A 19,022-nucleotide genomic window follows, 5' to 3' on the forward strand; every position below is an offset into this window, starting at 1 on the left:
TGTGACGCCTCAAGCCGGACCCCGAACGCGATCTCCCACCGTGAGCACGACCCTCTTACGCACGACGCGCCCACGCCCAGGCCCGCGCACGAGGTGCGGTAAGACAGCCCCGCCGGGATCGGCACGCTCGAGCAGATCACCCACCTAGCCACCGCGCCGAAAGCAGCGCGGATCACCGAGTCCGCCGCCCGGCTGGCCGGCCACGCCCGCGACGCCGGGTGGACCCGCGAGGACTACCTGGCCGCCGTCCTGGAACGTGAGGTCGCCGCCCGCCACGCCTCCGGCGCCCGATTGCGCATCCGCCCCGCCAGCATGCCCGGCGCCAAGGACGATCGAGGACTTTCGACTTCCAGCACTAACCCAGCGCCGCGCCCCGATCCAGTGTCGAGCCTAAACTGGAGGCGGAGAACTAGAGAGGGCGACGGTGCAGGGTGAACGCTTGGGCACCATTCGTGCGCCCCGGCTCGCCTGCGTGTCTGTCGCCCAGGAAGGGAAGGGGACCACTGTGGCAGCCGCTCTCAGACACCAGCGGAGCATCCACGTCGACGCCCCGGTTGAGAGGGTCTTCGAGTATTTGGCTGATCCCGGTCACTTCGTCGCTGGGATGGCAGCCGATCATCATGCGAGCGTCGTGGCCGTGAACCGCGCGCAGGACGGATCGGTCGTCTCATTCGACGTCAAGTATCGCGAGATGGGCAGGGACAAGAGGATGGTCATGACAGCGGAGCAGCATGTTCCCAATCGTCGAATCGCGTACCGCTCCTCCGCGGGGCCGCTCCATGTGTTCACTCTCGAACCAGATACCGAGGGAACCACCTTGTCGTACGGCTGGGACGGGCCGAGGCTGCTCAAGATGCTAGATGCGGTCTTCGCGCACACAAACACGGACGTTGAGGGGGCGCTGGCCATCCACAAAAAGGGCATCGAATGCGCGCGCTGACGCGGTCTCCACCTGTCGACCAGACGAGCGGAAGTGGCGTCCAGCCAGGTGGTGTACGACGACCCCGGTCACCGTCTCCCCACCGGCTGTTGCATCACGTGGGCCTCCAGCGGTCTTCGTTGCGGTAGGAGCGGATGTCTCGTGGTGCAGGATGAGGTCGTGATCAACTGCGGCTCTCGCACTGACCTGAGAGGGCAGCGCCACGTCACTTGACGAACTTCTCGTCGTAGTCGCGATCGCTACTGTGGTGCTACTGAATCTCTACGCCTACCGCGCCTGGAAATCGGGTTCTGTAGGCGACTGGTTCTCGGCTGCGGTAGCCCTTGCGTCCCTCGTTCTACTACTCGGGGCGGACCATTCACTCGTCCTGCAGACACTGGGGTGGGTCGCCTTGCTCTTGTTGGGCGGGTATGGAGCCTTCGCTGGGCGGCGGCAGCGCCGGCGGAACGCCACCGTGGTTGAGTCAGGCGGCTGACTGCGGATCAAGCGCACGCGAGCCACCGCCCAGTGGCTACTTATGTCACAGACCGCTCCGGTCAGCGCAGGCTGGGTAAGGTGCCCGGTCGGACGCTCTTCTCGCGGCTGCCCACCGGCGTGCTGGTGTGGCGCCTTCATGGGATGCGTCCCGGCCGGGTGCCGTAGCGAGGCGTGGCTTCAAGAAGGGTCTGCTCTGCTCGAAGTAGCGTTGCCCGTCCTCGCTGACCAACAGGCACACAGCGGCGAGGGAGTTGGACGCGATGGACGAAGTCGTCATCGGGATGGATCCGCACAAGGCCTCGGTCACGATCGAGGCGAGGGACCGGCGGGAGGTGCTGCGGGCCACCGGCCGCTTCGGCACGGACACCCGTTCCTACCGGTCGATGCTGAAGGTCGCGGCGCAGTGGCCGCGGCGGGTCTGGGCGGTCGAGGGCGCCAACGGCATCGGCCGGCCGATCACCCAACGGCTGCTCGCCGACGGCGAACGGGTGCTGGACGTGCCGGCCAAGCTGGCCGCCCGGGCGCGGGTCTTCGACACCGGCCAGGGCCGCAAGACCGACGCCACCGATACCCACGCGGTCGTCATGGTCGCGCTCCGCGACAAGCACCTGCGCGAGGTCACCGTCGAGCCCGAACTGATCGTGCTGCGGCTGCTGTGCGACCGCCGTGACGAGCTGTCCCACGCCCGCGCGCAGGCGCTGAACCGGCTGCACAAGCTGTTCCTGCACCTGCTGCCCGGAGGGGCACCGACGAAGAAGTCCACCGCGCAGTACCGGGCGCTGCTGACCACGGTGCCCCCGCGGGGACCCGGTCGGTCAGACCCAGCGGCGCCTGGCCGCGGACCTGCCCAAGGACATCACTCGCCTGGACGCCCAGCTCAAGGACCTCAAAGCCGAGCTGAAAGAAGCGGTGCTGGCCCGCGGCTCGCACCTGATGGACATCCACGGCGTCGGCCCGGCCGGGGCGGCGCGGATCCTGGCCGACGTCGGCGACGTGGCCCGTTTCCCTGACCGCAACCACTTCGCCTCCTGGACCGGCACCGCACCGATCGACGCCTCCTCCGGAGCGCACACCCACCACCGACTCTCCCGGGCCGGGAACCGGCGGCTGAACCACGTGCTCTACATCGCTGGCATCGTGCAGCTGCGCAACGACACCAGCTTCTTCGGATGACCCCACTTCTCCCGTCCTCCGGTCATGATCATGTCGTCGTCCGTGGGCAAACAGTCAAGACGCCGCTGGGAGGGTCGTTCTAGGCTTGGGAGTACGCCCTCCACTTCGCCGATGGCGACCTGCTAATCGGCGGAGTGCTCCCCTTCCGCGATCTTGAGGCTACAGTCACGTCGCTCTGCAACTGGCTCAGAGCGACATCGCTAAGGCAGCGTCGCAGCCAATCGACGGAGACCCGTGTGACGGAGTACCCGCTTGACGACGGATAGGCGGGCATCCCTCGGTGTCCCGCAGGGCCGTCGGGGTCTAGGGATCTCACTTGGTGCGCGCTCGGCGGCAGTAGTGCGTCTCTTGTTGCCCTGAACGGCCGCGGTCAGCACCACCAGGATGTGGCAGAAGACGAAGGATGTCGCCCTCCCTACTCCTCGAGACCGCACCGCCGCGACGTCCGCCCATTCGAGCGCGTTTCTGGAATGGCGCTCATTCTTTGGTGCGATCCGCGACAGGGCCGTGGCCGGGGCAGAACACTCGTACCGGGAGATTGGCAAGCGCGTGGCGTGACCTGTCCGCCAGGGCAGGGTCTGTTGCTAGGCCGCGTGGCTTGAACCGGACCAGTCCGCCGTCGGGGCTGGTGCGGGCCGCGTCACCGATGAGAGCGACGTCATGCCAGATGAATGCATAGTGACCAGGGGTGTGCCCGGGGGATGGCACGGCGGTCAAACCGGGAGCGATCACGGTCTCCCCGCGCATTGCGACGGTGCCCTGAGGCAGATTCGCCAGACCCAGGAGTGCCATCATGCACCGGCGGAACCAGGGTCCTGGCACCTTGCGAGTGCGCAATATTTCTGCATCGTCAGCTCCGAGCCACACGGTTGCTTGTGTCCGATGTCGCCATTCGGCCGCCGAGCGTGAGTGGTCCTGGTCATAGTGAGTCAGCAAGATGTCCGTCAAGTCGTAGGGAGACCGCCCAGAGGCTCTCAGTTCGCGGGCCACCGGGTCCATCTGGAACGAGGGGCCGGGATCGACGAGAAAGACCCGCCTGCCATCGTCGATCAGGTAGGAGTTGCACCCCCACGAGCTCGATGATTCCATCGCCCACAGGCCGGACCGAAGCAGAAGCATCCTTGCCTCCTTCGCTTGTCCTCAGTCTACGCGCCGCGCCGGGACTCGTCCCTCTTCGGCTTCGAGCTGGTTGGTACTGCGTTGGAGGGATCTCGATGAGGAACGCCGTCGTCGACGCGGCAATAGCGTGCGACCACGCTCCTGGCGGCAAGGTGGTGCATACGATTCTTGGGATTCACGGCGGTAAGTCAGTGGCTTAACGAACCACATCGGCGTACGGCCCCCTAGGGCTGGAGAAGACCGGCGGAGGGCACGGCGCCGTCAGCAGGGGCCCTGCCGCGTCGACCGTGACAGGCTGTCAGTTGGTCAGGAATCGGACCAGGAGCGGACCGACCCGCTCCGGAAACTCGTAGTGAGCCAGGTGACCCGCGCCTTCTAGCTCGTGGTACTCCATGTCCGGGAGCAGGTTCCGCAGCCTGCCGATCGGCTCGGGGGGAAGCTTCTGGTCCAGGGTGCCCCACATGAGCAGGACGGGGATGCGCTGGTCCTTGACGCCTTGGTAGCAGGCGGTCGCGTCCTGCAGGGCGTCGCCCCTGAGGTTTGCCAGGATGGCTCGACGTTTTCCGCGGAAGCGGAACTGCTCGAGGACGTCGGGCTGGAGCGCCGCCCTGGTCTCGACGTCCACGACGGCGTCGGAGAGGTCGGCGAGCTTGGCGTCGCTCAGGACACGCATGAGGAGTTCTCCCAGGACCGGGGTCCTGATTAGCCGGACCGCCACGCCCCGTGAGCCCGGCACCTCGTCGAAGAGTGGTGCTAGCAGGGCGAGCCTGCGAACCCTTCCCGGCTTCTCCGAGGCGAAACAGGTGGCGATGCTTCCTCCTTGGGACGTTCCCACCGCGTGGACCGGGCCCGAGATATCCAACCGCTGCAGCAGCTCCTCGAGTTGGGCGTTGTAGAAGCGGCGGTCATAGGTGCGCCGTCTCGGCCTGTCCGAGAGTCCGTGCCCGAACAGGTCGTACCTGAGCACCCGGAGTCCGGCTCCGGTCAGGGCGCCGGTCGTCCGGTCCCAGGTCACGTATGGTGCGGCGTTGCCGTGGATCAGGACGACAGTCTCGGCGTCCGCGTCGCCTTGGAGTTCGTAGTGCGTGAACCCCGCCGAGAGTTCCAGGAAGTTGCCGGGCAGACCCCGTCGCACCTCCGCCGTCAATTCCTGCCTTTTCGCGAACATCGCGACCAGCAACCTCTCAGCAGCCCCGACACCATCCACAGTACTCCGTCCCAGTGAACGTTGCTCGCTTCGCCAGAACGTGCCGACGCCTCGTGGCGGGCTGACTGGGCACCAAACCTGCTTGCGGCGGATCCGTGTGCTTGGTCAGGTGCCGGATGCCATGTAGGCGGCAAGGATGTAATTGGGGTGACGGTCTAGGTTCTTGCGCGCTCGGTCGTAGCGCATGGTGGTGCGGGGATCGGCGTGGCGGGCCGCGATCTGGACGTCGCGCAGGTCCACGCCGGCGTCGAGCATCGTGGTGACGAACGTGTGCCGGAGCATGTGCGGGTGCATCCGGGGAAGGTTGATCCCTGCCTCGTCGGCCAGATGGTGCAGGCGACGGGTCGCGGCGTGCCGGTCCATCCGCCCGCCCTGCCGGTTGCGCAGGATCGGCCCGTCCTCGCGGTGGTCGACGGCACGTTCAATGGCACGCTGCACGGCGGAGGGCAGCGGGGTCAGGACGACCTTGCCGCCCTTGCCACGCACCTTCAGTACCCGGTGGCCGTGCTCCTCGCGCAGGTCCTGGATGTTCGCGCCACAGGCCTCGAAGATGCGCAACCCGAGCAGCCCGAGCATGGTGACGAGGGCGAAGTTGTTGATGTTGACGCTGGCCCGACCCGCCTGCAGCATCGCTTCGAACTGCAAGTGCGACAGGCCCAAGGTGGGTGACTCCGCCGGCACGTGCGGCCGGCGGACGTGGTCGGCCGGGGAAGCGGTCAGGACACCGTCGATGACGGCTGTGCGGTAAAACCCGATCACGACGGACAGCCTCCGGGAGATCGTGGACGGTTGTTCCGGCGGGTCTCCTGCATCCACCGCACGTACAGCTCGACGTGCACCCGGTGGGCGGTCAACGGGTACATGCCCCGTTGAGTGCACCAGGTCAGGAAGGCACGAAGGTCGGACTCGGTGTGGGTGCGAGTCTGGCCGGTGTAGCGGGCCAGGTGGGCGGCGACGGCCTGGCGCAGTGCGGCATCTGCGTGGTCGATGACGCTCACGGGGACAAGGGCAGCGGAGGGCTGGGTTGTGGTCATGAACCATCGTGCCGCCACCGCGGCACCGGCCGTCAAGGACGACTTGACGCCCCGCCCGCCGTCAAGAGACACTTGACGAGTGGAGGTCCCGCCATCGGCTCGCAAACACGAGCTCGAGGACGCTGACATCCAGCACGCCTGGAGGAATGCCATGCGCCTGGTCGAGTACGAGTACCTGGGTGAGGACCGCCTTCTGGTCATCGGCCCTGACCGTCACGGCCGGCTGCTGGAGCTGGTCGCCGTGCCCGCTGAAGCACCGGTCCGCATCATCCACGCCGACCAACTACGACCGAAGTTCTACGACTACCTGAGATGAGGTGAAGCAGCACATGAGCACAAGGACCCGCCCCGAGGAGACCGGTCTGGACGAGCTAGACCCGGGCACGAACCCCGCCCGCGACGCCGTCCACTTCCGCCGCATCCAGACCGCCCGCGCCAACCTGAGCGCCGCCGAGGACGACCTGCGCGAAGCCGTCCAAGCCGCCCGCGACGCAGGTGACTCCTGGACCATCATCGGCGCCGCTCTGAACATCACCCGGCAGGCAGCCCAGCAACGATTCGGGGGAAACTGACCTACTCGGGCAGCGGCAGAACAGGACGTTGACCCGCACCCTGATATGGCTACACTTGTGGCTATGACGGTGGATGCTGCGATGGCCTTGCGAGATGTGAAGAATCGCCTGTCCGAGGTGGTGGACCAGGTCGAGCGTGAGCATGACCGGGTTGTCATCACTCGTCACGGCAAGCCTGCGGCGGTGGTCATCAGCGCCGACGACCTCGAGTCGTTGGAGGAAACGCTGAAGGTCGTGAGCCGTCCCAAGCTCATCACCCAGGTCCGAGACAGCCTTGCCGAGCTCGCGGCCGGCGAGGCCGAGGTCCTCAGCAAGGAAGAAGTCCTCGCGACGCTGCGCACCTGATGGTGGAGCCGTACGACGTCGCGTGGACGCCGACGGCCAAGCGCGCTCTGCAGCGCCTGCCCGAGAAGGTGGCGACGGCGGCCATCGAGTTCATCTACGGTCCCCTCGCAAGCAATCCGCAGCGCGTCGGCAAGGCCTTGCGCTTCGACCTTGAAGGGCTGCACAGCGCTCGACGTGGTGACTACCGGATCATCTACCGGGTCGATGAGCGCGTGACCATCCTCGCAATCGAGCATCGTGCGGACGTCTATCGATGACGACCCCCAGCCGCAACGGGGTGTTCCGCAGAACACGTCGAGTCAGTCAGTAGAGCGACCCATCGCGGCTACTAGGAGACTTCTGTTCAGGATCGGGTCGGGCCAGCCTCGGGGGACTGCTGCAGTCGCGGGGTGCGCGCTGATCGCGCCAACATCCCGGTGTTGTCGGAATGCCGGGATAGGGAACGGGACGCCGCGGAGGCGGTCTGCTGCCACCGCACTGGCGGCCCGTCACGGAAGGGCGCACACGAACGCTGCTATAGCGACCCGGATGCAGTCTGTGATGTGAGGATGAGCGCATGACGACCCAGAACCTGCTTGAACGCTTGGGCCACCTCTCGACGACCAGTCTCGTTGACGCCACGCCCACCTTGCGCATCCTGCCGCCCAGCTTGCGTCCCCTCGTGCCTGGTCGTCACCTCGTGGGCCGCGTCGTCACGGCCAGGGCCAACCGAGACCTCATGTCCGTCATCCACGCCCTCCGGGACTCCGGGCCGGGGGACGCCCTCGTCGTGGACGCCGGCGGGGACGACCGGGCCGTCGCGGGAGAGCTCTTCGGCACCGAGGCACTGCGGCGGGGTCTCGCCGGACTGGTCATCCATGGTCGGTCCCGTGACACCACCACGCTCGCAGGGCTGTCGATCCCGGTCTGGTCGACTGGGGTGGCCCCGAGTGCGTATGCCGCGAACTCCCTCCCGGAGACCGGCGTCACCCTGTCGCTCCAGGGTGTCCGGGTGGACCAGGGCGAGCTCATCGTCGGAGACGACGACGGGCTCGTCGTCGGCTCGGAGCAGGAGCTTGATGCGGCCGTGGACGAAGCAGAGGCGATCGAGGCCAAGGAGAAGGCGCTTCAGGCACGGATGCTCGACGGCGCCTCCCTCTTCGAGGTCATGAACTACGACGAGCACCTCGCTGCGCTCCGCGACGGGCGTCCTGGAGGACTGGCCATCGGCTGACCCCTCGGGGAACTGCCGTCGAGCCGTCGATGGTGGCGACCGCCATGATGGGTGGGACGCTGGCACCATGGTCCGGGCTCGACGTCGGCACGCTGACCGCAGGAGGTTCGACATGACCAGGTTTGCCCACCGGGCCCAGCGCGTGCAGCCCTCGGCGATCCGTGAGTTCCTCTCTCTCGCGGGCGATCCGCGGATCACCTCCTTCGCCGGCGGGTACCCCGACCCGAGACTCTTCCCCATGGCCGAGCTGCACAGCATCTACGACGACCTGCTCTCGGCGGGCAACGCGTCGGCGCTGCAGTACACGGCTTCGGAGGGGCTGCCCGTGCTGCGGGCTCTCGTGGCTGCCCGGCTCACCGCCGACGGCATGCCGTGCACCGCCGAGGACGTCCTGATCACCCAGGGCGGGCAACAGGGCCTGGACCTGACGGCCAAGCTGTTCATCGACCCCGGTGATGTCATCGTCACTGAGCGGCCGACCTTCCTTGGTGCGCTCATCGCCTTCAACCCGTGCGAGCCCGACTACCGCTCGGTGCCCATGGACGAGGAGGGAATGGACACCAGCGCCCTCGAAGAGGTCCTGCGCCACACCGGGCGGGTCAAGCTCATCTACACCGTTCCCGACTACCAGAACCCGACGGGCCGCACGATGAGCCTGGCGAGGCGGCGTCGACTCGTCGAGCTCGCCGAGGAGCACGACGTCGTCATACTTGAGGACACGCCCTACCGGGAGCTGCGGTACGAAGGCGAGCGCCTGCCGACGATCAAGAGCCTCGACACCAGCGGCCGGGTCGTCCACCTGGGCAGCTTCTCGAAGATCCTCGCGCCCGGGCTCAGGCTTGGCTGGGCCCTCGCGGCGCCGGAGATTCGGGAGAAGCTCTCCCTGCTCAAGCTCGCCGCGGACACACAGAACGGCACGCTCAACATGCGCGCGGTCGCGGCATACCTCAGCGAGTACGACATCGAGAGGCACGTCGCCGATATGCTCCCGACCTATCGGCACAAGCGAGACCTCATGCTCGCGACCATGGAGGAGCACTTTTCGGCCGGGATCACGTGGACCCGGGCTCAGGGTGGCCTCTTCACCTGGGCGACGTTCCCGCAGCGGCTCGACATCGCGGCCTTCCAGCGCGACGTCCTCATGCCACGCGCGGGGGTCCTCGTCGTGCCGGGTACGCCATTCTTCGCCGACCGCCCCGAGGCCAACCACGCTCGGCTGAGCTTCTCCGGGGTGCCTGACGAGCGCCTCGTCGCCGGTGTGCGCGCCATGGGCGAGCTGCTGGCGGAGGCCCTGGCCTGAGGTAGGCAGTGGATCTCAGCACGGAGCCGTGGATCCATCATCAGGTCGACCCCGCCATCAGGAAAAAGAACGCCTGCGGCCGCAACTCCCAACGCCTCAAAGCACAGGACGAGCCGGGTGTCACAGGAGTCGCTAGACGCCCCAACAGTCCGTTCCGTCAAGGTCCACCATAAGACGCCGCAGGTGGCTCGACTCCCTCAGGAACTCAATAGCGTGCGACCATGCTCCTGGCGGCATGAGCGTGAAAATCCGCTCACGCCCCTGACGGGGCGCTAGGGCCCGTACACGTTCTCGGAGATTGTCGTGGCGTTCTCTGGCGGGTCCTGTCCGTCAGAGACCACGGTGAAGCCTCCGGCGGGGCCACGGACAGTCAGTGGAGGAATGTCTGAACACCCCACAACCCAGTCCACGTCGTCGGGATAGACGAGCAGGCAGACCCCGTCGTCTTCCGTGCGAGTGAGCCATAGCTCTGCGCCCTCGTACTCGCCAACCGACCGGCTCGAGTCAGGCACGACCTCGACATCATCCGGGAACGCAACGACCTCCGGCACCGAGTCCTTGGGCTCCCTGTCGCGGTCGAGATCGCTGAACCCGCCCGAGGACGCACACGAAGCCAGCACTGCCGCAAGGGTCGTCGTCAGCGGGGTCGCCCAGATCCATCGTCGAAATGGCACTCGTCCCTCCTCGTTGCGGGGCCGTGATCCACGACACTATTCGATGCCTTGCCAAGTGGCATGCTGGCCTCAACACGACGGTGAGCGAGCGCAGCGCGAAGGCCCCTCCCTAGATGAGCGACCTGCGGCATGTGCGTGCGTCTCTGCGTGGCCGTTCTGCTCCGTCATTCCCGGCGCGTATGACGCTGGGCGTCGAGTGGGGAGAACGGGGCGGCCCGTCGGCGACCCCTCACAGGGCATGCTACGTTCGAAGACAAGGTCGGGAACCTGGCCCCAACTTTGAATCTGAAGATGCGCTGGGCGCATCAGGGGAGGTCAGAACATGAGGAAGACAATAGTGGCCATTGGCGCGGCCATGGGGATGGCCGTGAGCATGGCGGGAACGGCATCGGCAGCGACCACCACCATCCCGGAACCGACCGTCATCTACTCGGCCGGTGATCCGGTTGTGGAGACTACCTCGCTGGACGGGGTCGGGTCGCTATTCATCAGCACCCCGTTGTCCGGTGACAAGGCCACCGTGGGCGTCACCGATGCGGGCAACATTACCCTCGGCGAACTCGAAAGCCTGTCGTACCGCAGCCTGCGGGAGGCTGGAGCGCTGCAGCAGACTGTCTCGCTCAACATCACCGTATCCCCGTGGGCTGGCACGTTCGTCTACGAGCCGGTCTACGACTCGGCCTACACCGTCGAGACCGGGGTGTGGCAGACCTTCGAGTCGATCGGCGACACGGGCGGGTGGTGGAAAACTGGGGATGGACCGACCTTCACCTCGTTCGCCGAGCAGATCGAGGGGTTCGAAGACAGCGTCATCACCTCGATCAGCGTGAACCAGGGATCAGGCAACCCGGGGCTGATGACCTACACCGACTGGGTCGAGGTCAACGGTGAGAGGTTTGACTTCGAGCCGCTGGTGCTCACGAAGGACGACTGCAAGGACGGCGGCTGGGAAACCAACTTCGACGTTGGACAGTACAAGAACCAGGGCCAGTGCGTGAGCGAATTCGCTCGCGCCGAGTAGCACTCGCCGTTCCCTGCGATGCCCCGACCGTCACGGTCGGGGCATCGCTTTTTCGAAGCAGGCCGTCATCGATACCCACGTCACCGGCGCGCCCGCCGCCCTGACCGAAGTCCGCAACTGGGCGCACCCGACGTTTGGGCGTTTCCCCAGGGGACTACCGGCGACTCGGCGCTTGTCTGGGGCAACAGCCGGCGGTGTGACTCATGGGACGGCGGGGTCAGATCGAGACGATCTCGGACTCTGCAGGCAGAGCGGGTGCGCCGGTGGTCCGGAACGCGATGGGCAGTCCTTTTGCGTGGTCCCAGTTCGTGGTGTCGGTGGCCTGGATGTGCAGGTGCGGCTGGGTGCTGTTGCCAGAGTTGCCGCACGCGCCGACGACGGTGCCTTCTGGCACGTGGTCGCCGACGGTGACGGTGACGGAACCCTGCTGGAGATGGGCGAGGAGGATGTACGGCCCGCGCTCGTCAGTGGCGATGACGACGTGGTTGCCCGCGATGGCCGCCGGGCCGCCTCGGACGCGGCGCGCTTGGCCGAGCATGTAGGGCAGCAGGGTCAGTTGCGAGCGTCTGGCTTTGGGGTCGGGTTCGCCGTCGTGGGCGATGACCACCCGGCCTGGGCAGGGGGCCCGGATGGGAGCACCGAAGCCGACGAAGGTTTCGGGCGCCTCCGTTGCCACGGCCGCCCGCCAGGTCCATGGCGCCGAGCGTCCGTGCTCGTCAACGGGGATGAAGTCGATGGCGTACGTGGTGCCCATTAGGTGTGTTCCGTGGCTGGGCACCCGGCGCGCGGGGCTGTTACGCGTCAACCAGCGGCCAGAGAACGGGTAGGCGAGCAGGACCAGCCCAGGCTCCCACCGTGCGCTTGCGCTCATGCCCCAAAGTGTCGCACCAACGGTCAGCGCAGCCTCCGAAAGGACGCCCAGCTCCCGGCGGAATGACGTGCTGCGCGCGTCTGTACGCGGGAGGGTCGGGATCTCCCGGAACTTGACGCTACCGGTCCCTCGTCTTGCCTGGACTTGTGAACTGGCCTCGTGCAGTCCGAGGGGGCGCGAGATGGCTGGCGACGTGAGAGCGGAGCCAGGTGTCGGGGCGTAGTGCCTGCGGCAATAGCGTGCCACCACGCTCCTGGCGGCATTACCGGATGGAGCGCCGGTCGTCGGTGCCATAGGCCGAGCGGGTGCAGTACCCGGAAGGTGTCCTCTCGGAAGCACTCGCGTTTCGGCCGATCCCGCCCCCCGGGGAAGGGTCAACTGAGGCGGGCACAATGGCGGCTATGAGCAGCACCCGAAACGCCCCGGCTCCCGCCCACGTCGTCCTGGTTCCTGGCTTCTGGCTCGGGGCTTGGGCGTGGGACGACGTCGTTGCCCACCTGCACCAATCTGGTGTCACGGCGCTCGCCCTCACCTTGCCGGGCCTCGAGCCCGAGCAAACCTGTGGCGGTTACCGAGCCTTCTCGCCATGCAGGGGAGTGACCGTGCCGACACCTCGGAGCGCGTCGATCTGGGCCTGCAGGCGGTCGGCGATGGCGCGGTCTCGCTCGGCCGTCGCGGCCTGGTACCGCAGGGCCATGGTCGGGGTGGTGTGCCCGAGGCGGTGCTGCATCTCTCGCACGGTGGCGCCCGACTGCGCTCCCAGGGTTGCGGCCGTCCTGCGCAGATCGTGCCAGTGCAGCTCCGGCTTGCCGATGACCTCGCGCGCGGCATGGAAGCCGTAGGCACGCTTCGTGTATGACCTGTCGCCGCGGCGCTCGACACGCTCCTGACGCCCGTACAAGGCCGACGGGGCGAGGAGCTCTCCGTCGCGGCCGGGGAACAGAAGCGCGTCGCGGCCGCGAACGGGGTGCGCCGCCAGGTGCTCGCGCAGCGCGAGCACGACGAGCGCCGGCATAGCGACCTCACGCTTGCCGGCAGCGGTCTTCGGGGCGTTCGTGGTCTTGGCCCCTCCGGCACGGACCGCGGTCCTCGCGACGGACACCACGCCTGCCTCGAGGTCGACGTCTCGTCGGCGCAGGGCAACGGCCTCGCCGAAACGCAACCCGCACAGCCCGCACAGCAGTGTCAGGGCCCGATGCTGGGGCGGCATGGCGTCAGCCAGGGCCAGCAGCTCCGCCAGGGTGAGCACCTCGGGCTCTCTCGCCACCGTGGTGCGCCCTCCCGCCTTGATGCGGCAGGGGTTGCGCAGAATCAGCTCGTCCTGCTCCGCCTGGGCCATGACGGCGACGAGGACCTGGTAGGCATGGGCGCGAGCGGTCGGCGTCCGATCGCCGTACGACTGGAACCACGAACGGATCAGGCTCGCTGAGATCTCCGTCAGGGGAGTGTCACCGAAGGTCGGCACGAGATGGCGTTCGATGGCGGTGCGGTAGCTGGCGCGCGTCGTGGCCCGGAGGTCGTGACGGCCGGCCAGCCACCCCCGGGCGTAGGTGGAGAAGACGCTCCGTCGGCGCTCCAGCTCGGCCAGCTCGGCGGCGCGCAGCCTCGACGCTGGCGGCGACCAGGAGCCCGCGCTGATGAGTCGTCGTTCGTCGGTGAGCCAGGCCTCGGCGTCCAGGCGAGTGTCGAAGGTGCTCGGGGCGTTGTGGAGGGCGGTGTCCGGCCCGGTGTACCGAGCCCGGTACCGCCTGCTCGGCAGTCGGGTGATCTGACCGAACGACCGCTTGCCCATGTGGTCCCTCCGGCCTTGTCCGTGTCGGATACGTGTCGGATGAGAGGCTATCAGTGCCCGCTTGTGTCCTCCCATGTCGTCCACATCGCGGTCGCGTAGACGCAGTTCAGGGCGCTATGGCGCAGGTGGGGACGTGAAATGCACGAAAAGCGCGACACGCCGGCAATTCTTTTCGAGTCCCTTCACGTCCACCGTCGCAGGATGTCCACCCGCCGGGTTCGTCCTCATGATCGATCACCTCGTCCCTTGTATGTTGCCGTGGTGAAGGCTGTGGTCTACGACCGGTACGGGTCCCCCGATGTACTGCGTGTCGAGGACGTCCCGGTGCCGTCGCCCGGTGCCGGTCAGGTGCGGGTCAGGGTCGCTGCGGTCTCGGTCAACCTCAGTGACTGGGAGGGGCTTCGCGGGTCGCCGGCGTACGCGCGCATGGGCGGGGTGCGTTCTCCGGCTCGGCGGACGCTGGGGTCGGACATCGCGGGCGTCGTCGACTCGGTCGGGGAGGGGGTGAGCCGCTTCCGTGCTGGAGACGAGGTGTACGGCGACAACCTGGCTCTGATGGGGGGCTTCGCCGAGTACGCGCTCGTGCCGGAGTCCGCACTGGCCCTCAAGCCTGCACAGCTCACGTTCGCCGAGGCCTCGACGATCCCGCAGGCGGGCGCCATCGCCGTGCAGGGCACCGCAACGGCAGTGCCGGAGGACCGGTTCCTCATCAACGGTGCCGGCGGCGGTTCAGGCTCTTTCGCCATCCAGCTGGCCAAGCGCCTCGGTTGCCACGTCACGGGAGTCGACAACAGTGCCAAGCAGGACTTCATGCGGTCGGTCGGGGCGGACGAGGTGGTCGACTACCGCAAGGAGGACTTCACCCGGAGCACCCAGCCCTACGACCGGATCCTGGACCTGGTCGCGCACCGTTCCGTGTTCGCCTACCGGCGCGCGCTGGCACCCCGCGGCACGTACCGGTGTGTGGGCGGGTCGGCTCGCGCCCTGCTGCGCGTCGCCACCGTCGGCGGGCTGGTGGGGAGGCTGGCCGGTCGCTCGATCGGCATCTTTGCCGTCAAGCAGGGACCGGCCCACTTCGAGCCGCTTGCCGCCCTCTGCGTCTCCGGAGAGGTCACGATCCACATCGACCGCACCTTCGCACTCGACCAGGTGCCCGCCGCCCTTGCGCACGTCGGCGAGGGCCGCGCCCTCGGCAAAGTCGTCGTCAGCCCGGCCTGACACTGCGAGCGGACCTCGCACGACGTTCCGGCCATGGGCTGACGGGTCGGTTCCTACGTGCGGTGGGGACCGCGCCGGCGGGCCTGCCGAGGCCCAGGGTCATGACGGTCGTAAGGGCTGCCGCAGAGGTCGCGCTGCAGACGCAGGTCGTCGCGCAGGCGATGCGGGATCGGCAGGTGACGAACGGTCAGCTCGGTGACGTAGGCCTCCATGGTCTGCAGGAGCGCGTGTTGGGCCTTGACCAGGTCCTGCAGGGTCGCCGGTGCCATCCGACGGGCCAGCACATGCTGACGAGCCCTGCGCACCTCTGCGGCCAGCTCGGTCAGGCTTCTCGGCGACTCTCCGCTGGGCACCGTCGGGCTAACCTTCATCTGGCACCACTCCACTCGGTTGCCGAGGCCGCTGAGGGAGGCACGACCTGGGAATAACAGTACGCGTGTCGTGAGCGCCGGGGGTTCCACCGGTGTGCGGGAGGTCCGTCCTGGCGGTGAGCCGGCATGCGTGGCCCCGAATCGGCCCCACAGCAGAGGTCTAGGCCGCACCATGGACCGGTGACCACGGAAGCCCCCGTGCCGGAGGACCTCGCCCGTGCGGATCCGGTGGTGCCGGAGCGGCTGGTCTCTCGCGTCCTGCACGCGCCGACGGCTGGGGTGGTCGTCATCAGCGCGCCCTTGGGGTACGGCGCGACGACACTGCTCGCGGAGGTGGTCCGACGCAGCGCGGTCCGGGTCGCGTGGGTCTCGATGGTGCCGGACGACCCGTCACCTGACCGGTTCTGGCGCCGGTTCATGACGTCGGTGCGCGGGGCGGGGGTCGAGCTTCCCTTGGTCCTGGACCCCACCGACCCGGGGTGCGCCCAGGCGGTTCTGGACGGGGTGGAGCGTTCCGCCGACCTCCTGGTCGTCAGCCACTGGTGGCGTCCGAGGGCCTGTCCGACGGCTGCCCGCCGCGAAGGGTGGCGTGGCTGTCTCTGGACCGCCGCACCGAGCCGGTCGAGTTCTGGACCTACGTGGTGGCGGCGTTACGGCGGGACGGCGTGGACCTGCCCGCCGAGCTGCGCTGCCCGTCCGAGCCCGGTTCTCTCTTCCTCGGTTTCCTGGAGGAGCTGGCCGCAGCCGTGCGGGCCGGCGACGACTCGGTCCTTCTCGTGCGCGACCCCTCCGACGCGGTGACCGACCCTCGCGTGCTTCGCCAGTTCGGGCTGCTCCTGCGCAAGACGGGGCCGGCCCTTCGGCTGGTGTTCACGACCGGCCGTTCCCCGTCCACGGGGCTGGAGAGGCGGCGCTCACGCGGTGCCGTCTGAGCGTGTGCCCGGCTCACGTGAGGGCACCGCGGACGCACGTCCGTCGCCCGCCTCGGAGCGGCGCTCAGAGCGCCAGCAGCCCGTCGACGACCTCGACGAGGTCCTGCCCGAGGACGTCCGCGGGCAGGAAGACGTCTCCGGGCTCGCCCTCGAGGCGGGAGCACCAGCCGGCGAGGGCGCCGACCTTCTTGGCTCCGTGGCAGTCCCAGGCGTGGACGGCGACCAGCGCCATGCGGTCCAACGCGCAGTCCAGAGTCTTCGCGGCATAGCGGTAGACGTCAGGTGCGGGCTTCCACACGCCGACATCGTTCGAGGTCACGACCTGGTCGACGTAGGACTCCAGACCCGCCCCGGCCAGGAACGAGCGCGTGTTGTCCGGGTCGCCGACGGTCAGGCAGCCGATGGTGACCCCGGCCTCGGAGAGCCTCCGCAGCGCCGGCTCGGCGTCCGGGAACGCCGGGACCGTCGCGAAGCCCTCCAGGACGTGGGCCACGGCGTCGTCGGTCAGTGCGTGCCTCGTCTCGGTGTGCAGCGCCTGGCGGGCCGTGGCGGTGAAGTCGGCGACGTCACCGGCAAGGGTCAGCGCCATCGCATCGCGTTGGAACCGCATGAAGAACGGCCCTAGCACCCCCGCGGGCTGGCCGACCTCCTCGAGCCTGGCCCCGATGGGGTCGAGGTCGAGCAGCGTCTCGAGAACATTGAACACAACGGCATCGACGCGACCAGCCATGTGGGACTCCTCCATCTTCGCGGGGTGCCGGACCTGGTGGTGTCCTCACCGTACCTCCGGTGCCGGCGCCATGCGCGCTACCGCGCGAACACGTTCTCGGAGACTCTCGTCGCGCTCTCCGGCGGCTCCTCACCGTCGGGGACCACCGTGAAGCTGCCCGCCGGGCCGCCCACGTTCACCGGCCCACGGTCGGAGCATCCCGCCGCCCAGTCCTCCTCGTCGGGGTAGACGAGCAGACACACCCCGTCGGCTGCGGTCCGCACCAGCCAGAGCTCCACGCCCTCGTGCGTGCCCACCGACCGGCTCGAGTTGGCGACGATCTCGACACCCTCGAACACAGCCACCTCGGGCAGCGGGTCGTTCGGCTGGGGGTCGCGGTCGAGGTCGCTGAAACCCCCGATGGACGCACAGGCGGCCAGCACCGTGGTGGCGGTCGTCAGCACGGCTGCCGTGCCGGCTCGTCGGATCAGCATTCCCCGTCCCAGCTGTCGCGGTCGTCGTCCGCGACATTACCGCCGCCGTGCCCTCGCGGCGCGAGAGCCCGGGTGACGCCGCTGTCGGCGCAGCGCCGACCGGCGTAGCCTTCGAGGACGAGGTGAGGCCACGATGACGACGGCGCCGACCACGCGGCACACGACCTTCTCGCCGGACGGCACCGAGGTTGCCCGGTGGTCCAGCGGCCCAGGACCGCCCCTGCTCCTCGTGCACGGCGCGATGTCGGACCACCGCCGCTGGCGGATCCTGCCCTACCTCGAACCGCAGGTGACCGTCCACGCGATGGACCGTCGGGGCCGTGGACAGAGCGGGGACGCCCCGGCTGGTCCCTGGACCGGGAGGTCGAGGACGTCGTGGCCGTGGTCGAGGACATCGCGACCGAGTCCGGGTCCGCCGTGGACGTGCTGGGCCACTCCCTCGGGGGCCTGCTGGCGTTGCGTGCGGCTCGTGCGACCTCCAGCATCCGCCGGCTCGTCGTCTACGAGCCGTCCGTCAACGAGCTCGCGTCGTCGCCCGGCACCATCGCTGTCATCGAGGGACATCTGGCCCGGGGCGACCGGACCGAGGCGGTGCGCTCCCTGATGCGTGAGGTCGTGCGCATGCCCGAGGACGAGATCACCTACCTGGAGTCGCTGCCCTCGTGGGCCACCCGGCTCGCCGCCGCGCACACCCTGCCCCGGGAGCTGGGCGCCGACCTGGTCATGGACCCCGGCGATCTGCGCCGGATCACCGTGCCGGTTCTCGACGTCCTGGACGGGGACAGCCCGGCGGTCCCTCAGGCCGCGGCCCGCATCCTGGCGTCCACCGTGCCGCACCACCGGCTGCTCGTGCTCGAGGGTCAGCAGCACGTGGCCGACCAGCTCGTCCCCGAGGAGTTCGCCCGCCATGTGCTCGACTTCCTGGCCGACGACCGCCCATGATGCGCAGCGCCGGCGCGGTGCCCACGTCCGCTGCCGACAGGTGTGGTGGCACAGGGGGCTCCGGCAGGCCTGACGCAGCCGACCCGGTGGAGAGGCAGGGAAGACGTAGGGGGTGAGGGGTGCGACGATAGCCGCGTGACGTCGGACACGCGGATGGTGGCTCTGGGCTTCGGCACGTTCGCCCGTGCCGACCGCATCTTCGCCCTCGAGCGGATCACCGGGGAGGAACGCGGTGACGGCCGCCGCACCCGCGTCTGGATCGACGGGGTCGCCGACCCCTTGGTCGCCTCACGGACCGAGGCCACGATCCTGCGCGACATGGGGCAGGAGGCCGCCATTGCCGGGCCCGAGCTCGAGGAGGCGCTCGACCTGGCCCGACGCCTGGCAGCCGCCGCTGACGCGGGCCGCGTGGACCTCGGCGACCTCGGTCGTCGAGCTCGGCGGCTTCTGGCCTCGACCACCCCGTCTGCCTAGGCTCGTGCACGCCGACGGCTCCAGGGCGTGCAGCGGCTCCGTGCCCGTAGTGCCTCATGTCAATGTGCCCGCGAAACTGGGGCCGTGCCTCAACTAGGAATGCCCGCGAAAGTGGTGGGTGGTTCAGCTGGCTTGGACGCGGAT

24 protein-coding genes are annotated in these 19,022 nt (G+C 68.4%); 14 read left to right on the forward strand and 10 right to left on the reverse strand.

Going from position 1 to position 19,022, the window contains the following annotated elements:
• Positions 1-472 precede the first annotated feature (472 nt).
• From LVO85_RS16405 to LVO85_RS16415, 3 genes are all read left to right on the forward strand, one after another.
• Positions 473-940 carry an SRPBCC family protein gene (locus tag LVO85_RS16405; protein ID WP_232748690.1) on the forward strand — a complete coding sequence of 156 codons (468 nt, stop codon included), beginning with the start codon at positions 473-475 and terminating at the stop codon, positions 938-940.
• A gap of 737 nt (positions 941-1,677) precedes the next feature.
• The gene (locus tag LVO85_RS16410) at positions 1,678-2,427 is read left to right on the forward strand and encodes an IS110 family transposase (RefSeq protein ID WP_232748691.1); all 750 of its coding nucleotides are present in this window, start codon (positions 1,678-1,680) and stop codon (positions 2,425-2,427) included.
• Complete coding sequence (locus LVO85_RS16415; protein WP_232748692.1) at positions 2,351-2,590, forward strand: IS110 family transposase; 240 nt, start codon at positions 2,351-2,353, stop codon at positions 2,588-2,590. Before LVO85_RS16410 ends, LVO85_RS16415 begins: the two co-directional genes overlap by 77 nt.
• Before the next feature lie 477 nt (positions 2,591-3,067).
• On the opposite strand, the gene LVO85_RS17240 is transcribed toward LVO85_RS16415, so the two are convergent.
• The 4 genes from LVO85_RS17240 to LVO85_RS17130 all read right to left on the reverse strand — a co-directional run bounded on the left by LVO85_RS17240 (position 3,068) and on the right by LVO85_RS17130 (position 5,914).
• A complete protein-coding gene (locus tag LVO85_RS17240) occupies positions 3,068-3,709 on the reverse strand; it encodes an MBL fold metallo-hydrolase (RefSeq protein WP_408637703.1) in 642 nt (213 codons plus the stop codon).
• A gap of 298 nt (positions 3,710-4,007) precedes the next feature.
• Positions 4,008-4,916, reverse strand: a complete 909-nt coding sequence (locus LVO85_RS16420) for an alpha/beta fold hydrolase (protein ID WP_232748693.1) — start codon at positions 4,914-4,916, stop codon at positions 4,008-4,010.
• A gap of 105 nt (positions 4,917-5,021) precedes the next feature.
• Positions 5,022-5,675: a tyrosine-type recombinase/integrase gene (locus LVO85_RS16425; RefSeq protein ID WP_232748694.1), complete on the reverse strand. Its 654-nt coding sequence runs from the start codon at positions 5,673-5,675 to the stop codon at positions 5,022-5,024.
• Positions 5,672-5,914 (reverse strand): hypothetical protein, encoded by a 243-nt coding sequence (locus tag LVO85_RS17130; protein WP_232748695.1) that lies wholly within the window; start codon positions 5,912-5,914, stop codon positions 5,672-5,674. Before LVO85_RS17130 ends, LVO85_RS16425 begins: the two co-directional genes overlap by 4 nt.
• Before the next feature lie 187 nt (positions 5,915-6,101).
• Between LVO85_RS17130 and LVO85_RS16435 the strand changes: the two genes are divergently transcribed.
• From LVO85_RS16435 to LVO85_RS16460, 6 genes are all read left to right on the forward strand, one after another.
• Positions 6,102-6,266 carry a hypothetical protein gene (locus tag LVO85_RS16435; RefSeq protein ID WP_232748696.1) on the forward strand — a complete coding sequence of 55 codons (165 nt, stop codon included), beginning with the start codon at positions 6,102-6,104 and terminating at the stop codon, positions 6,264-6,266.
• A gap of 13 nt (positions 6,267-6,279) precedes the next feature.
• Positions 6,280-6,522, forward strand: coding sequence for a hypothetical protein (locus LVO85_RS16440; RefSeq protein ID WP_232748697.1), 243 nt, complete (start codon positions 6,280-6,282; stop codon positions 6,520-6,522).
• 63 nt (positions 6,523-6,585) lie between these two features.
• Positions 6,586-6,867 carry a type II toxin-antitoxin system Phd/YefM family antitoxin gene (locus tag LVO85_RS16445; RefSeq protein ID WP_232748698.1) on the forward strand — a complete coding sequence of 94 codons (282 nt, stop codon included), beginning with the start codon at positions 6,586-6,588 and terminating at the stop codon, positions 6,865-6,867.
• The gene (locus LVO85_RS16450; RefSeq protein WP_232748699.1) at positions 6,867-7,124 is read left to right on the forward strand and encodes a type II toxin-antitoxin system RelE family toxin; all 258 of its coding nucleotides are present in this window, start codon (positions 6,867-6,869) and stop codon (positions 7,122-7,124) included. The genes LVO85_RS16445 and LVO85_RS16450 overlap by 1 nt, the downstream gene beginning before the upstream one ends.
• Before the next feature lie 299 nt (positions 7,125-7,423).
• Positions 7,424-8,080, forward strand: a complete 657-nt coding sequence (locus tag LVO85_RS16455; RefSeq protein WP_232748700.1) for an RraA family protein — start codon at positions 7,424-7,426, stop codon at positions 8,078-8,080.
• Between the two features lie 112 nt (positions 8,081-8,192).
• Entirely contained in the window at positions 8,193-9,380 is a 1,188-nt protein-coding gene (locus LVO85_RS16460; RefSeq protein WP_232748701.1) for an aminotransferase-like domain-containing protein, read from the forward strand.
• 272 nt (positions 9,381-9,652) lie between these two features.
• Here the strand turns inward: LVO85_RS16460 and LVO85_RS16465 are convergent, their stop codons facing one another.
• Positions 9,653-10,054, reverse strand: coding sequence for a hypothetical protein (locus tag LVO85_RS16465; RefSeq protein ID WP_232748702.1), 402 nt, complete (start codon positions 10,052-10,054; stop codon positions 9,653-9,655).
• Between the two features lie 322 nt (positions 10,055-10,376).
• Between LVO85_RS16465 and LVO85_RS16470 the strand changes: the two genes are divergently transcribed.
• The gene (locus tag LVO85_RS16470; protein WP_232748703.1) at positions 10,377-11,075 is read left to right on the forward strand and encodes a hypothetical protein; all 699 of its coding nucleotides are present in this window, start codon (positions 10,377-10,379) and stop codon (positions 11,073-11,075) included.
• A 217-nt stretch (positions 11,076-11,292) separates the two neighbouring features.
• Here LVO85_RS16470 and LVO85_RS16475 read toward each other — a convergent pair whose 3' ends face one another.
• Both LVO85_RS16475 and LVO85_RS16480 read right to left on the reverse strand, forming a co-directional pair.
• A complete protein-coding gene (locus tag LVO85_RS16475) occupies positions 11,293-11,946 on the reverse strand; it encodes a M23 family metallopeptidase (RefSeq protein WP_232748704.1) in 654 nt (217 codons plus the stop codon).
• Positions 11,947-12,514: 568 nt separating this feature from the next.
• Positions 12,515-13,738, reverse strand: a complete 1,224-nt coding sequence (locus LVO85_RS16480; RefSeq protein WP_232748705.1) for a tyrosine-type recombinase/integrase — start codon at positions 13,736-13,738, stop codon at positions 12,515-12,517.
• Positions 13,739-13,999: 261 nt separating this feature from the next.
• Between LVO85_RS16480 and LVO85_RS16485 the strand changes: the two genes are divergently transcribed.
• Positions 14,000-14,956, forward strand: a complete 957-nt coding sequence (locus LVO85_RS16485) for an NAD(P)-dependent alcohol dehydrogenase (protein ID WP_232748706.1) — start codon at positions 14,000-14,002, stop codon at positions 14,954-14,956.
• Positions 14,957-15,009: 53 nt separating this feature from the next.
• On the opposite strand, the gene LVO85_RS16490 is transcribed toward LVO85_RS16485, so the two are convergent.
• Positions 15,010-15,327, reverse strand: coding sequence for a hypothetical protein (locus LVO85_RS16490; protein ID WP_232748707.1), 318 nt, complete (start codon positions 15,325-15,327; stop codon positions 15,010-15,012).
• Between the two features lie 542 nt (positions 15,328-15,869).
• On the opposite strand from LVO85_RS16490, the gene LVO85_RS16495 reads away from it, so the two are divergent.
• The gene (locus LVO85_RS16495; protein WP_232748708.1) at positions 15,870-16,259 is read left to right on the forward strand and encodes a hypothetical protein; all 390 of its coding nucleotides are present in this window, start codon (positions 15,870-15,872) and stop codon (positions 16,257-16,259) included.
• 64 nt (positions 16,260-16,323) lie between these two features.
• On the opposite strand, the gene LVO85_RS16500 is transcribed toward LVO85_RS16495, so the two are convergent.
• Both LVO85_RS16500 and LVO85_RS16505 read right to left on the reverse strand, forming a co-directional pair.
• Positions 16,324-16,989, reverse strand: a complete 666-nt coding sequence (locus LVO85_RS16500) for an HAD-IA family hydrolase (RefSeq protein ID WP_232748709.1) — start codon at positions 16,987-16,989, stop codon at positions 16,324-16,326.
• 77 nt (positions 16,990-17,066) lie between these two features.
• On the reverse strand, positions 17,067-17,462 hold the full coding sequence (locus tag LVO85_RS16505) for a hypothetical protein (RefSeq protein WP_232748710.1): 396 nt from the start codon (positions 17,460-17,462) through the stop codon (positions 17,067-17,069).
• Positions 17,463-17,657: 195 nt separating this feature from the next.
• Here LVO85_RS16505 and LVO85_RS16510 point away from each other — a divergent pair, with 195 nt between their 5' ends.
• Together LVO85_RS16510 and LVO85_RS16515 are read left to right on the forward strand one after the other, a co-directional pair.
• Entirely contained in the window at positions 17,658-18,404 is a 747-nt protein-coding gene (locus LVO85_RS16510; RefSeq protein ID WP_232748711.1) for an alpha/beta fold hydrolase, read from the forward strand.
• 135 nt (positions 18,405-18,539) lie between these two features.
• The gene (locus tag LVO85_RS16515; RefSeq protein ID WP_232748712.1) at positions 18,540-18,878 is read left to right on the forward strand and encodes a hypothetical protein; all 339 of its coding nucleotides are present in this window, start codon (positions 18,540-18,542) and stop codon (positions 18,876-18,878) included.
• Positions 18,879-19,022 lie beyond the last annotated feature (144 nt).

This window comes from Ornithinimicrobium sediminis, assembly GCF_021272345.1.
Taxonomy (GTDB): Bacteria; Actinomycetota; Actinomycetes; order Actinomycetales; family Dermatophilaceae; genus Ornithinicoccus; species Ornithinicoccus sediminis_B.